This is a genomic window from Natrinema sp. LN54 (assembly GCF_052439245.1).
GTDB classification, from domain to species: domain Archaea; phylum Halobacteriota; class Halobacteria; order Halobacteriales; family Natrialbaceae; genus Natrinema; species Natrinema versiforme_A.
The window spans coordinates 289,089-302,270 of the sequence record NZ_JBQVRP010000002.1; the positions used below are offsets into that span (position 1 = coordinate 289,089).

General features: G+C 66.0%; 10 protein-coding genes. 4 read left to right on the forward strand and 6 right to left on the reverse strand.

The window, feature by feature from the left end; all coding sequences use genetic code 11:
* Nucleotides 1–2 precede the first annotated feature (2 nt).
* The 5 genes from ACT4ML_RS06605 to ACT4ML_RS06625 form a co-directional block, all read right to left on the reverse strand.
* Nucleotides 3–2,639, reverse strand: a complete 2,637-nt coding sequence (locus tag ACT4ML_RS06605) for an alkaline phosphatase PhoX (RefSeq protein WP_444720146.1) — start codon at nucleotides 2,637–2,639, stop codon at nucleotides 3–5.
* 338 nt (nucleotides 2,640–2,977) lie between these two features.
* Nucleotides 2,978–3,400 carry a hypothetical protein gene (locus ACT4ML_RS06610; RefSeq protein WP_444720147.1) on the reverse strand — a complete coding sequence of 141 codons (423 nt, stop codon included), beginning with the start codon at nucleotides 3,398–3,400 and terminating at the stop codon, nucleotides 2,978–2,980.
* A gap of 270 nt (nucleotides 3,401–3,670) precedes the next feature.
* On the reverse strand, nucleotides 3,671–5,242 hold the full coding sequence (gene gpmI / locus ACT4ML_RS06615; protein ID WP_444720148.1) for a 2,3-bisphosphoglycerate-independent phosphoglycerate mutase: 1,572 nt from the start codon (nucleotides 5,240–5,242) through the stop codon (nucleotides 3,671–3,673).
* Between the two features lie 115 nt (nucleotides 5,243–5,357).
* On the reverse strand, nucleotides 5,358–6,914 hold the full coding sequence (locus ACT4ML_RS06620; RefSeq protein WP_444720149.1) for an HTTM domain-containing protein: 1,557 nt from the start codon (nucleotides 6,912–6,914) through the stop codon (nucleotides 5,358–5,360).
* 127 nt (nucleotides 6,915–7,041) lie between these two features.
* Nucleotides 7,042–7,320 carry a hypothetical protein gene (locus ACT4ML_RS06625; protein ID WP_444720150.1) on the reverse strand — a complete coding sequence of 93 codons (279 nt, stop codon included), beginning with the start codon at nucleotides 7,318–7,320 and terminating at the stop codon, nucleotides 7,042–7,044.
* 124 nt (nucleotides 7,321–7,444) lie between these two features.
* On the opposite strand from ACT4ML_RS06625, the gene ACT4ML_RS06630 reads away from it, so the two are divergent.
* Entirely contained in the window at nucleotides 7,445–8,722 is a 1,278-nt protein-coding gene (locus ACT4ML_RS06630) for a DNA double-strand break repair nuclease NurA (protein ID WP_444720151.1), read from the forward strand.
* 132 nt (nucleotides 8,723–8,854) lie between these two features.
* Here ACT4ML_RS06630 and ACT4ML_RS06635 read toward each other — a convergent pair whose 3' ends face one another.
* Nucleotides 8,855–9,187 (reverse strand): DUF7113 family protein, encoded by a 333-nt coding sequence (locus ACT4ML_RS06635; RefSeq protein WP_138245975.1) that lies wholly within the window; start codon nucleotides 9,185–9,187, stop codon nucleotides 8,855–8,857.
* A 438-nt stretch (nucleotides 9,188–9,625) separates the two neighbouring features.
* Between ACT4ML_RS06635 and ACT4ML_RS06640 the strand changes: the two genes are divergently transcribed.
* The 3 genes from ACT4ML_RS06640 (at nucleotide 9,626) to ACT4ML_RS06650 (ending at nucleotide 13,150) form a co-directional block, all read left to right on the forward strand.
* Complete coding sequence (locus ACT4ML_RS06640) at nucleotides 9,626–10,252, forward strand: DUF7344 domain-containing protein (RefSeq protein WP_444720152.1); 627 nt, start codon at nucleotides 9,626–9,628, stop codon at nucleotides 10,250–10,252.
* A 148-nt stretch (nucleotides 10,253–10,400) separates the two neighbouring features.
* Nucleotides 10,401–11,186, forward strand: coding sequence for a cohesin domain-containing protein (locus ACT4ML_RS06645; protein WP_444720153.1), 786 nt, complete (start codon nucleotides 10,401–10,403; stop codon nucleotides 11,184–11,186).
* A 59-nt stretch (nucleotides 11,187–11,245) separates the two neighbouring features.
* Nucleotides 11,246–13,150, forward strand: coding sequence for an ATP-binding protein (locus ACT4ML_RS06650; protein ID WP_444720154.1), 1,905 nt, complete (start codon nucleotides 11,246–11,248; stop codon nucleotides 13,148–13,150).
* Nucleotides 13,151–13,182: the final 32 nt, after the last annotated feature.

The following is a 13,182-nucleotide window of genomic DNA, read 5'->3' on the forward strand; positions in this document are numbered from 1 at the left end:
ACTCAGATCTCGTCGTAGAGTTCGGTGATGTCGTTGTAGTCGATGCGGCCGTTCTCGTTGAAGTCGTAGGCGTCGGCGTTGAGGGTGACCGACTCGTCCTCGATGTGATCGAACAGCAAGACCACGTCGTCGTAGTCCAGTCGGCCGTTGCCGTTGACGTCCTCGAATTTCCCGTCGCCGTCGGGGTCCGTCGGGTTCCGGCCACTGCCGGGTCCGCCGACTGCCGGCGGTCCGGTGACCACGACACCGGTGTGCGATCGGGAGTCGATCGCGTTCCCGTCGTCGTCGTCCAGCGCGTGGATATCGACCGTGATATCCGTCGTCCCAGTGCCGGTCCCTTCGAGTTCGAGCGACGCCAGCGTGACGTCCATCGAGCCCGACTCGATCGCGTTTTCGAGGTCGGCGAACTGGAACTCGACGCTCGAGCCGTCGTCGCTGATCGTCGGACCGGCGGTGAGTTCGATCGCGTCGTGGTAGCTCGCGCCCGTGATTTCGGCGACCTCGGCGTGCTCGAGCGAGACGGTGACGCGACCGCCCGCGAGCCCGTCGGGCACCGACGAGAGCGTCAGGTCGGCGGTGCCGGTGCCGCCGTGGCTGACCGCGACGGAGTCGACGGACAGCGACGTCGGGGGCTCGTAGACCCACAGCGCGTCGTTTCTGTACGTCCGTTCCCGTCCGAAGGGGCTCTTGTCCTCACAGAGGAGGACTCGACCGTCGTCCATGACCATCACGTTGTCGACGTTGATGAGCGACTGGTTGAGCACCGACTTGGAGTCGCTCCCGTTCGGACCGACGACGACCGGCTCGAGTCGAGAGACGTCGTAGTCGTCCTGCAGTTCGGCTCGGTAGAGGACGCCGGACTGGACCTCGTCGAATCGGATGTCGCCGTGCTCGTCGGCCATGGAGCCGCCGAGCGAGGAGATGCCGAAGTAGATGAAGTCGCCGGGTTCGGCCTCGTCGTGGGAGTCGATCCCCTCGGCCTTGTTGAACTCGACGCTGGCACCGATCTCCTTGGCGGCCGCGCGAGTCTCGAGGAAGGGGACGCGGCGAAGTTCCTCGTCGACGCCGTCGGGGCCGCGTTCCTCGTACTGTGCGGCCCACTCGACGATCTCCTCGTCGGTGATGTAGTCCCGATTGCCGTTGATCGCGACTTCCTCGTCGGCCTCTGCGAGCGCGGTCTCGAGGTCGTCCTCCCAGTCGGTCTCGGCGTGGGTCTCGAGGTAGTCGACCTGCGTGACGTCGTCGTAGTCGGCGATCCAGGACTCGATCTCGGCGTTGCTCGCCGTCCCGAGTTCCAGCCACTCGATCTCGAGGTCGGTTTCCGCGACCGGTCCCTCGCCGATCTCGGTGGCCTTCATGGCGTACAGCGTGCCGCGGACGTCCATCCGGGTGTCGTACTCCGGAATCGGCTCCTCGGCGACGAACTTGTAGATCCCCTTCGCGCCGCCGTCGGAGGCCAGATAGACCGTCCGCTCGTCGGGCAGCACTTCGGGACACTCCCACGCGGCGCGACCGAAGACGTGGTGCTTGACGGGCGTCGGGACCTCGGCCGTCGGCTCGGTGACCTCGACGATCTTCCCGTAGCGGTAGCGGTTCGGGAATTTCTCGTCGCCGATGGGTCGGGGCGTATCCTCGCCGTCGTCGATGTCGACCGGGTCGACGCCGAGGTGATAGGCCAACTTCTCGGTGTTGCGGTTGTTGTGCAGCCCCATCGGGTATGCGGTCTCGTCGCCGAAGATCTCCTGGAGCGAGGCCTCGACCTCGAGGATGTTGGGTCGGTTCCAGAACTCGCTGCCGCCGCGGAGGCCGACGCCGCTGCCCTGGTCGACGATGTCGCTGACCGTCGCGAGCCCGTTGACTCGCGGGTGACCGTATTCCTCTTCGGCCGACAGCGGCGTCTCCCACGGACTCAGATCGCCGTAACAGTTGGTCTTCGTCCCGCCGATATCGCGGAACGGCTCGGTGTTCTCAAGTTCCATCGCGTTCTCGAGATCGGCCTGCCAGTAGCCGTCCTCGTCGCGGTAGAGGGGCGTTCGCGTGATCCCGCCCGGCCGGATCTCGTTGTTGGTAAAGAGGTACCCCTCCGTCCCTTCCTCGTTCGTCGAGACGAAGAAGTTCATGTCGGCCTGTTCGCCGATCCCCTCGTACTCGTCTTCGCAGATCTCGACGAGTTCCGTCCCGTCGGGCGTCTGGGGGTGGCCGAACCGCTCGGTCCCGCCGTTGATCTCGTCGCCCGTCTGCACGAGCAACCGGTACTCGCCGGCCGCCGAGAGGACCTGCTTCTCCTCGCGGTCGGTCCGCGGTGCCTCGAGCTCGTCGAACTCGTCGTTCGCCCCGTTGAACGTGAACTGGAAATCGTCGAAGACGCCGACTCCGCCCGTGTCGAACGGCTCGATGTTGTCGTTACGGGGTCCCTGAAGACTGTAGAGGAGTTCCCCGGTCTCGAAGACGAACGGTCCCGTTACTTCGGCGCCGAGCGCCGTCGTCGAGAACCGATCGATGTTCCCCTTGACGTGAGGTGCCTCGAGCGTGTCGTGTTCCTCCGGGTACTCCTCTGCCCCCGCGAGGCCGACTGCCCCCGTGCCGATTGCCGCTGCCGCTGACGATGCTATCAGCTTTCGCCTCGTAAATTCGACCATGCAACCGGATCAACCCCCTATTAACTGATTAGATTTTATAATATTGGAACTTATTATAATGTATATTGATAAGGCGAACGTTCCGGAACATAGCGAACAGAGCGCTCTGATGACTATTGAGTGGTATACAATCGCCAATATGGACCGGGAGTCGGTTCCGGCGCGGACCGACGGTACTCGGCCCATCGGAGCACGAACCGAACGACTCGAGACCCGCCGTGTCGGTCAGGCGGTACCGCGTCGGGCGCGACGGTATCGCGGTTCCGAGCGGTACAGAGCGGTGGCGGCGACGAAAATGAGACGAGGGCGGGGAACGACGGGATCGACCGTCGCGCCCGTCAGTCGAGACCCTGTTCCCGCACGTCGGTCCGGATCGTTTCGGCGCGGTCGCGGACCCACGTGAGGTAGCGATCGAGTTCGGTCGGCGTCGACCCGTAGAAGGAGGCGACCCAGTCGCGGTCGGCCCACGGCATCGTCATGAGGTAGGCGGCGAGGGTGTCCTTGCCCGCCTGGACGACCTCCGGCGGGATGCCGCGCTCGCCGGTTCCCTCCTCGACGAAGCCGTTGACGTCGAAGTAGACGTCGGCGTAGAGCCGTGCGTCCTCGAGATTGTCGAACGCGATTGCGGTGTGTTCGGGTGCCTCGAATCGGTAGCGCGGGTCCTCGTCGTCGGCCGCGTCGGTTTCGACGATGCGAACGTCGAGAACGTACGCGTCGACGACTGACTCCTCGGTGTCGGGGACGGATGTGGTCTGGGACATATCGGAACGGTTCCAGCCGAAGCCAGTCCTATCGCCCTATTGAAGCTTCGTATGAACCGTATATATCTCTCGAGAGCCGTCCGTTCCGATACCGAGGCCGATGACCGCGGGGACTGCGAGGACGATAGTGACGGCGACCGGGATTCGAGTCCCGGTCCCGTGGTGCCGGTCACGCCGCCGAATCCGACTCGACGACATCGGAGAGCCGAACGGTCGACGCCATCAGTTGATCTCGAGTCGCGGAGTCGGCGTCGTCCGGCGCAGCCGCACTCACTCGAGCAGCGACTCGCCGGTCATCTCGGGCGGCTGATCGAGGTCGATGACCTCGAGTATCGTCGGCGCAATATCGGCGAGCGTCCCGCCCTCGCGGACCGTCCGATTGCCGTCCGTTCCGTCGGGCGAAACGTAGACGAGCGGGACCTCGTTGTACGTGTGCGCGGTGTGGGGGTTCTCTTCGGTTCCCATGTCGTCGGCGTTGCCGTGGTCCGCGGTGACGAGGACGTGCGCGCCGGCGGCCTCGAGCGTCTCGACGAGCCGCCCCAGTTGCGTGTCGACGGCTTCGACGGCCTCGATCGCGGCCTCGTAGTCGCCCGTGTGACCGACCATGTCCGGATTGGCGTAGTTGAGCACGAGCACGTCGGGATCGTCCGACTCGATGGTGTCGATCGCCGTGTCAGTCACCTCGGGCGCGCTCATCTCGGGTTGCAGGTCGTAGGTCGGTACGTCGGGGCTCTCGACGATCTTCCGGATCTCGCCGTCGAACTCGACCTCGCGGCCGCCGTTTAAGAAGTAGGTCACGTGGGCGTACTTCTCGGATTCGGCGATCCGCAGTTGGGTTCGGCCCGCGTCGGCGAGCACCTCGCCGAGCACCTGCTCGGGCTGGTTCGGCGGGTAGGCCACGGGGAGGTCGAACGTCTTGTCGTACTGGGTCAGCATCACGACCTCGGCCTCGGGCGGGTTCGTCTGGACCTCGTCCGCCCAGTCCTCCGGGCGGATATCGGCGAGCATCCGCGTCAACTGCCGGGCGCGGTCGGATCGGAAGTTGAACCAGACGACCGAGTCACCGTCCTCGAGCGCCGGTTGCCCGTCCACGACCGTGGGCTCGACGAACTCGTCCGTCTCCCCGCGGTCGTAGGACGCCTCGACGGCGTCGACGGCCGAGTCGGCGGTCCACTCGGCCTCGCGGTTTACGATCGCGTCGTAGGCCCGCTTCGTCCGCTCCCAGTTCTGATCGCGGTCCATCGCGTAGTACCGGCCCGACACCGTCGCCACGTCGCCGGTCCCGTGCTCGTCGATTACGTCCTCGAGCCGGCCGAGGTAGTCCCGGCCGCCGGTCGGCGAGGTGTCCCGGCCGTCGGTGATGGCGTGGGTGACGGCCTCGACGTCGCGGTCGGCCGCCAGTTCGATCAGCGCGTGCAGGTGCTCCTGATCGGCGTGAACCCCGCCGTCGCTGACGAGTCCGAGGAAGTGGACGCGCCCGTCGTCCTCGCGAGCGTCAGCGAGTGAGGGCTCGTCGGACTTCTGTCCGACGGCGTTTTCCCGCGCCTGATCGAAGGCCGCGTTGATCGCGTCGTTCTCCCGGAAGGAGCCGTCCGCGATCGAGTCCGAAATCCGCGTGTACTCTTGATAGACGACCCGTCCCGCGCCGATGTTGAGGTGGCCCACCTCGCTGTTTCCCATCTGGCCGTCGGGCAGGCCGACGCGCCGGCCCGCGACCTCGAGCCGGCCGTACGACCCCGTGTCCGCTATCCGGTCGAAAACTGGTGTCTCGGCCGCTTGGACTGCATCTCTACCGCCGTTTCCGAGCCCCCAGCCGTCGAGAACGATCAGCGCAGCTTCCATGTGTCCTCGGTTTCCAGCCGGGGTTACTTAGCTATCGTTGTCCGCCGCGAGTTGGAACGCCCGGGTTCGATTCCGACCGCGCGGCTCGAACGGTTGGATCGACGCACCGCTGGGATCACTCGTTCTGGATGAACTCGCCCGAACAGTCGTACTCGAGCAGCTTGTACTCGGCAATGTCCGGCTCGTCGTCGTACGGAGCGGCCCGGTCGGTCAGCCCGTAGACGGTGACCCGTTCGACGCCGGTTTCGTGGGTCTCGTTCCAGCGACCACACAGGTGGTTGGCGAAGTACGACTGGTGGTTCTCGTTGCCGGCGTATCGCATGTTCGAGACGTACTTTCGCCACCGCGCCGTCTCGTAGGTCTCGTCGACTGACGGCGGTCTGTCCCAGTTGACGGCCGAGCCGTGGAAGACGTCGGCCTCGGACTCGTTCTCGAGTTCGCCCGGCACCACGAGCCACTTCGCGTCGGAAGTCGGCTCTGGCGCGAACATCCGCCAGCTCTGCTCGGCCTGTGCCGTCTCGAGGACGTCCTCGGCGGGGTCCGGAACGTCGGTGTAGGCGACCGCTTCGGCGTTCGAGAGGATGACGAGGGCGAGGAAGAGCCACGGCACGACCGTCGAGAACAGGACCCGACCGCGGCTCGTGATGGCGGCGGCCGACGGCACGGTCTCCAGGGCCGTCGGGAGCAAGGGAACGGCGAGTCGCGGCGCGCCCCGTTGGAGCCGCGCCAGCCCGTCGCGGAGGTCGGGCGCGATGCCGGCTCGAGTCGCCAGCGCGGTCAGCCGGTCCCAGATGACCGTCGGATAGAACAGGAGCAGTCCGGCGACGGCGATGAGCGGAAACAAGCCGATCCTGAGCATGACCAGCATCCCGAGGTGCATGCCGACGAAACAGGACGCGAATATCGCCCGCCGGTAGCCGGTCAGGACGAGGAGTAGGGGCGACAGGAGGATGAGCGCCATCCAGGCGTAGGCGGCGATGTCCAAGAGGAGGAACTGGTCGGCGAGGACGTTCCCGAGCAGGATCGTGAGGTGGTCGGCCTGGAAGATCTCGACGAGCGCGTCGCCGTTCATCCACACGTCGCTTCTGGTCTTGTGGATGGCGTTCGTCGCGTACATCAGCAACACCTGCAATAGAACGGCCATCGTCCCGATGGAGGCCACCGTCGACCGGTCCCGATCGATCCGGCGCGCGTCGATCGACCAGCGTTCCCCGAGCGGGAGGAAGACGCCCCAGAAGAGCAGCATTCGCAACAGCACGTCGCCGCTGTTGAGCACCATCGGGTTCCGGATGTGCAACGAGACCAGGAGGAACCACGAGACGGCCGTCGCGACTCGAGTTCGGTAGCCGACGACCAGGGCGAGCCCGAAGCAACCGGCGACGGCGAACAGGACCGCCTGAACCCACGGTTCGCCGGAGATCGCGTGGAGGGAGTACACGGACGAGTAGTCCGAAAACAGCGCCTCGAGCGGGAGGACGCCGGCGTCCGTATAGAAGGTCCTGAGGTTGCGGGCCCGGAGAACCAGATCGGTGATGATCAACAGCCCGGCCGCGATGCGGAAGGCGGCCAGCGCTCGCAGATCGATCTCGAACCGTCGGTGGACGGCTCTCGAGAGACTATCCAGAGCGGTCGCCGCTCGATTCCGCGCCTCGCTGGGAAGGGCCTGAGCCATCGTTTCCGTGTTCGCTCTCGGCTCTCGTATCGACCGGCATAAGTTTAGTGTATACTGAAACGTCTCTTTCACGGCCGTCTCCCCGTCGATGCGGGCCAGAACAGATCCTCGAGCGACTCCGATTCTCTCAGTGCGACGGTCGAGTCGCGTCCCCGTCGTGTTCGAAGGTCGTCCCGCAGTCGCCACAGGTCGTCCCCTTCCCGGGCTTGACTCGCTGTGCGAACACGGCACCACATTCGTCACAGATCATGAACAGGCGGTGTTCCGGTGCGACGCCGGCCTCGAAGTCGGCGCGGATCCAGGCGTCGCGGTTCCCGTCCTCGTAGAGGGTGACGCCGGAACTGTCCTGTCGCCAGTTGATCGCACGATCGTCGCGGGTGACGGCAGCCGGTTCTCGCTCGGACATCGAGATAGTACCAGCCTCGACGTGCCCACATATACGTTTTCTGATAGTTTTTTACCCGGCCTCGAGTTAACGTCCGGAGCCGACGACCACTGGATTTTTGCGAGTCGGGTGGGTGCCCCCTGTCATGACGCTCGATCCGGTCCACTTCGACGGTATCGCGCGGCTCGCGAGGCGGATCGACCACGGGACCGACGAGCGCGACCGACGCGCCTTCGCCGAGACCGTCTGGGAGGAGTTTCTGGACCCGCTGGTTCACGACGGACGGACGATCCTCGAGCCGATCGACGAGCGATCCCGCCGGGTGGTCGACTGCGAGGCCGTCGCGTTGCGCGACCGCGAGTTCCCGACCGAACACGGCCTCGACGCGGGGACGATCAACCCGACGACGTTCAAGAACGGACTGGTCATCGACATCGCGCAGGCGGCCATGAGCGCGACTCCGAGCGACCTCGACCTCCACCGGTCGCGGACGACCGTGATGACGGTCCACTCGAACGACGAGACGATGATGGTCGACGAGACGTGGGGGAAATTCGACGAGGGCTACAGCCGGAGTCGCGCGGTCAAGATTCCGCCGCTGCCGCGCTTCGCTGAGGGCGTCGTCCACGCGCTGGCGCTGTACCTCGCCGAGAGCACGCACGCCCGCGACCACGCCGACACGGTCTCGGACCTGCTCGTCCTCGACGGGCCGCTGTACCCGCGGGGCCTGCTGCGCTGGGCCGACCAGCACCCCGACCTCGCCGACTTCCTGCTCGACGACCCCCGGCCCACGACGGTCCTCGAGAACTACGTCCGGCTGGTCGAGGAGTTCGTCGAACGGGACGTTCCCCTCGTCGGCTTCGTCAAAAACCCCGCGACGCGGGTCCTCACGCGGACGCTGAAGTCGAAGCGGGAGGTCGACGTCAGCGTGCCGTGGAGCGACGACTCGGCGCTGTTCACCCGCCTGCTCGAGCGCGGCGAGTACGTCGACGACGTCGACGGCGACCGCTGGGAGCGGGACACGTCGGCGCTGACCTACACGAACTGGTTCCGGTCGCGGGGCGGGGTCGATCGACCGCTGTCGGCCGAGGGCGACGCGCTCGGCGTCGACCGCCGCCTCGAGCGCGAGGCCTACGAGGTGACGTTCTTCGTGATCTACGACCCGCGCGACGACCTGCTGTATCGGATCGAGGCCCCCTACGCGTTCACGAAGGACCCGGACACGCGCGAGCGACTGACGATGCAGCTGTTACAGGACGTCGCCATCGCCCACGGCCCGCCGACGATCGTCGAGAAAGCCGACGAACTCGCCCGGATCAGCAACGCGGAGAAGGCCTCGCTCCGCGAGACCCTCGAGGAGCGATTCGACGCGGCCCAGGACCGAACCTACGACGACCACCGGTGGGACGAACAGCCGTATTAGCCAGACAGGAGGTGTCGCTGCTATTCTCGATCCGCGGGAAGAGAGCGCGAACGGGAGCGCGAGCACGGAACCAGTGGTTCCGCGAACCATCTCCAGAGTGCGAGACCGGCGGTCTCATGTACCGTGTCCGTACTAGCCGTCGTTTTTCTCGACCTCGAGTTCGACATCGTCCGGGTCGACGCCGATCCGGGCGAACTGCGTCCGGACGTGTTCCTTGGCTCCCTCGAGGGCCTGTTCGCGGGTGTCGAAGCCCCGCGGCATGGGCGACTCGAAGGCGAGGTTGACCTCTCGGCCGTCGACGAGCTGTGTCGAGCCGCCGCTGTCGACTTCGTAGAACTCGTCACAGACCCAGACGTACGCGGCGTCTTCGTCGGGTGCACCGCGGAACGTGGGGGCTCGTTCACCCCGTTCGTACAGCGTCCCGGTGAGCTCCGTCCCGCCCGCGCGACCGCGTACCATAAGCATACGCTCTCGTAGGGTTCGCGGACGCAAAAACGTCGTGGCATCGGTCGATCCGTGCGACGCGGTGGCTGCACGGTTCACCGGGTCCGACTGGGAGCGGTCGGAAATCCGCTCCGTTCATCTCGGCACGCGGACGGCTCGCCGCCCGCCCGACCGGCCGATTAGCGGTGATGGGGAAGCCGAATCACCATCGAACGGTGATTACAGCGGTAGTAATCCCGGAGTACGAGACGGCAGTGCTGACGATCAGTACACGTGATCACTCGAGACGAGAGGGCAGTCACGGCTCCTGATAGACGTATTTCCGGACGGAATCACCGCTATACACCGACATCGGGGACTTCACTGGGTTACGATGAGGTTACGGGAGTAATGACAGAATTTTCGGCCCAAATCGTTTTGGAAACGACCTTATCCCCATTGCAGGGGTTGGAATGAGTAATGAGTTCGGACGCTCACCTCGGCGGCGACATGCCCGACCCACTCGCGACCGTTCCGACAGAGTGTTACGAGATCCTGCGCCATCCGCGCCGACTTCGGCTGCTCGAAGTCCTCGGCTGTCGGCAGACGCGACTCTCGCTGTCGGAGCTAACGACGGAACTGATCGACCGGATGTCGACGACCGCCTCGAACGGACGGGCGCGTCACGAAGTTCGGATCACTCTCGTCCACAACCACCTCCCGCGACTCGAGGAGTACGACATCGTCGACTGGGACGACGACGGCGTCGCGCTCGTCGACGAACCGCCGGTACACCCCGCGGATCTCTCCGTCCTCCTCGACCTCTGTGACAGCGAGAACGCCGAGACCCTGCTCGAGACGCTCGTCGATCCGGTTCGGATGCGTCTCCTCTCGCTGCTCGAAGCGGGCGACAGTCCGGTCTCGCTCGAGCGCCTCGCCGCCGAGCTCAGCGCCCGCGACGGCGGCCCCTTCGACGACACCGAGCGTGCGAAGATCGCGCTCCACCACTCCCACCTGCCCGCGATGGCGGACCTCGGCGTCGTCAGCTACGACGCCGAGTCCCAGCGGGTCACGCGATACGAGCAGGTCGTCTCGATCGTCCAGTAGTCGCCACCTCGGGTCCGGCCGACCGCCCGTTCGACCGAGTTTCGTTTGTCCGACCCACTGATTCGTCCGATCGCCCGCGTCCGCATCGGTTTCGTCTTTTCACCCGGATCGCCAAACGGTAAGTTCGTTCCCGTCCCTACGGGCAGACGTGTCGCGAACTGACGCCGCGCGTGACGGCGACCGTCGGACCGACGGCATAGGACCCGATAGCGACCGCGTCGTCGCCTGCCTGCTCGCCGTCGTCCTCGCCCTCTCGCTGACGATCCCGATCGTCGCGGGACCGGCCGCCGCGATCGATCAGGTCGCGATCCTCTCGCCCGAGCAGACACAGGTCGAGGCCGCGCCCGGCGAGACGATCGAGATCGATGTCTCCCTCCGGAGTCAGGGCGGTCACGGCGGCGAGGGCGTCGCCGCCGTGGCACTGATCGCCCAGTATCACCCCGACTACCTCGAGATCACCGATATCGAGCGCGGGCCGTGGCTCGAGGGCGACGGGACCGAAATCCGCGCGACGGAAACCGACGCTCGCGAGCGGGGAACGACGATCCTCGAGCAGCGCCGCGAGCCCGCCGCCGGCGGAACGACCGGAACGGGAACGATCGCGACACTGACCGTCCGCGTCGCCGAGGACGCACCGGCCGGGACGACGCCGATCTCGTTCGACGAGAGCGACATCGAACTCACCGGCGACTACCCGTCCGCCGTCGTCGACGAGCCCGTGACGGTCGCGATCGACGGCGGCGACGAGTCGCTCGAGACGTTCGACCACCCCGATCCTGACGAGATCGACCGCGAGTCCACGGCCTCGAGCGGGGACGACGCGGCCGAAACCGACGGTGGCGAGCCGGTCTCCGGATTTACGCTCGAGATCGCGCTCGTGGCCGTCGCGCTCGCGGTCTACCGCCTTTCGGCCGGTCGTGATGGCCGCCGCTAATAAACAGTCCCGACAGGTGGAGGGAAACGTGTTTGAGGAACGGGCCGGATTGAGGTGATATGACCGATCTGGGAGACTTCGGCGAATTCGACGCCGACGCCGATACCGGAGACGGCGCTGACGCCGACACAGCGGGCTCGTCGCCGTCGTCTTCGGCCACCGAACAGGCGGCGAGCGCGAGTTCGACGACGAGTGAGCAAAACGACGAGTTCGAACCGACGCCCGTCGAGCCCAGCGGCGATGACGTCGGTATCGGGACGATCTGCGTCTCGCAGGGCCTGCGCGTCGCCGAAGACGGGGACGACACCGCGCTCCGGGCCTACGTCACCCGCGGCAACCGCTCCTCGATCCGCATCGGGAGCTACCTGCTCGCGCCCTACCCCGACGGCGAGACGCTCTTTTGTCGCATTACGGGACTCGAGTACGCCCAGCAGTACCACGCCGACGACGCGACGGAGATCCACGCGCGGCGGGCGATGCGGACCGACGAGATCGACGAGTCCGATTACAAGTTCGTCGCCGAACTCGAGCCGGTTGCTATTCTCTATGAGGACAGCGCGGAGCCACGCTCCGCGGACGACTCGAGCGGGCAGAGCCCGCGAGACGACGGCGAACTGAAACGGCGGATGACCGACCGCGTGCCGAAACCCCAGACGGTGATCCGGCAGGCCGACGACACCGAGGAGATCAAGACCGGGTTGAAGATGCCGGAAGACGGCGTCTTCCTCGGCCACCTCTCGGTCGGCGGCGAGAAGGTGCGGACGGCGGCCACCCCGCCGACGATCGATTACCGGCTGAAAGACGACTACGACGCGGGCGATCCGCTCGTCTTCCGCCACTCCCTGATCGCCGGCGGGACGGGGTCGGGGAAGACCCACGGCGCGAAGAACATCCTGCGGCAATACCTCGACGAGGAGCGGACGTATCCGATGGACGACGGCCGCGAGGTCCGCCCCGCCGTCATCCAGTTCGACCCCCAAGACGAGTATTCCCAGATGCACGACGACAACCCTGATCTGGACGACGAGTTCGCGCGCCGCCTCGAGCGCGAGGGGATCGCCTACGGCGGTCACGAGGACACGACCGCGTTCGTTCCGAAAGTGGGATCGGCGTCGTACGCCGCGGGCCACCACCGGGCGGAGCAGGTCGAGTTCACGATCCCGTTCTCGATGGTCTACGACAACCCGTGGCTGGTCGCGGGTAGCGGGCTGAACGACAACCAGTACGGCGCGCTGGTCAGCGTGCTCCTGCCGCGGTTCCGCAAGCAGTACGGCGACGGCGGCACCTACGAGGAGTTCACGACGTTCCTCGACGACCCCGCGTTGCGCGAGGAACTCGACGAATCCGGGCGGGTCCACGAGGCGACGTTCGACGCGGTCCGGCGGCGCGTGCTCGGCTTCGGCCACGTCTTCGATCAGGACGCGCGCCCGATCACCGACCTCGTCCACGAGTTCGTCCGCCCCGGCGGGCTGACCGTGGTCCCGACCTACCACATCAACGATAGCCGGGCGACCGAGGCCATCGTCCTCGCGGTCTCCTCGCTCGTCATCGACCAGAAACTCTCGAACGACCCGGCCTACGACCGGATCAAGGAGACCCCGCTCGTCCTCGGGATGGACGAGGCCCACAACTTCCTGACCGACGCCGACTCCGTGCAGGCGGGGAAGGTCATCAACAAGTTCACCGAAGCCGCCAAACAGGGCCGGAAAGAGCGTCTCGGCCTCTTCCTGATCACGCAGGACCCACAGGACATCCACGACGCCGTCTTCAAGCAGATCAACACCACCGTCGTGCTCAACCTCGGCGATGAGGACGCGATCAAGAGCGTGAACATCCCGAGCAACCTCGAGTCCAAGGTCCCCTACATGGAGAAGGGCCAGATGGTGGTCTACTCGCCCGATAACTCGGAGCCGGTCGAACTGATCGGGCTGCCGAAGTGTCTCACCCGGCACGGCCGGGACTGAAAAAACGGACCGGCTGACGGGAAGTCGCGCCC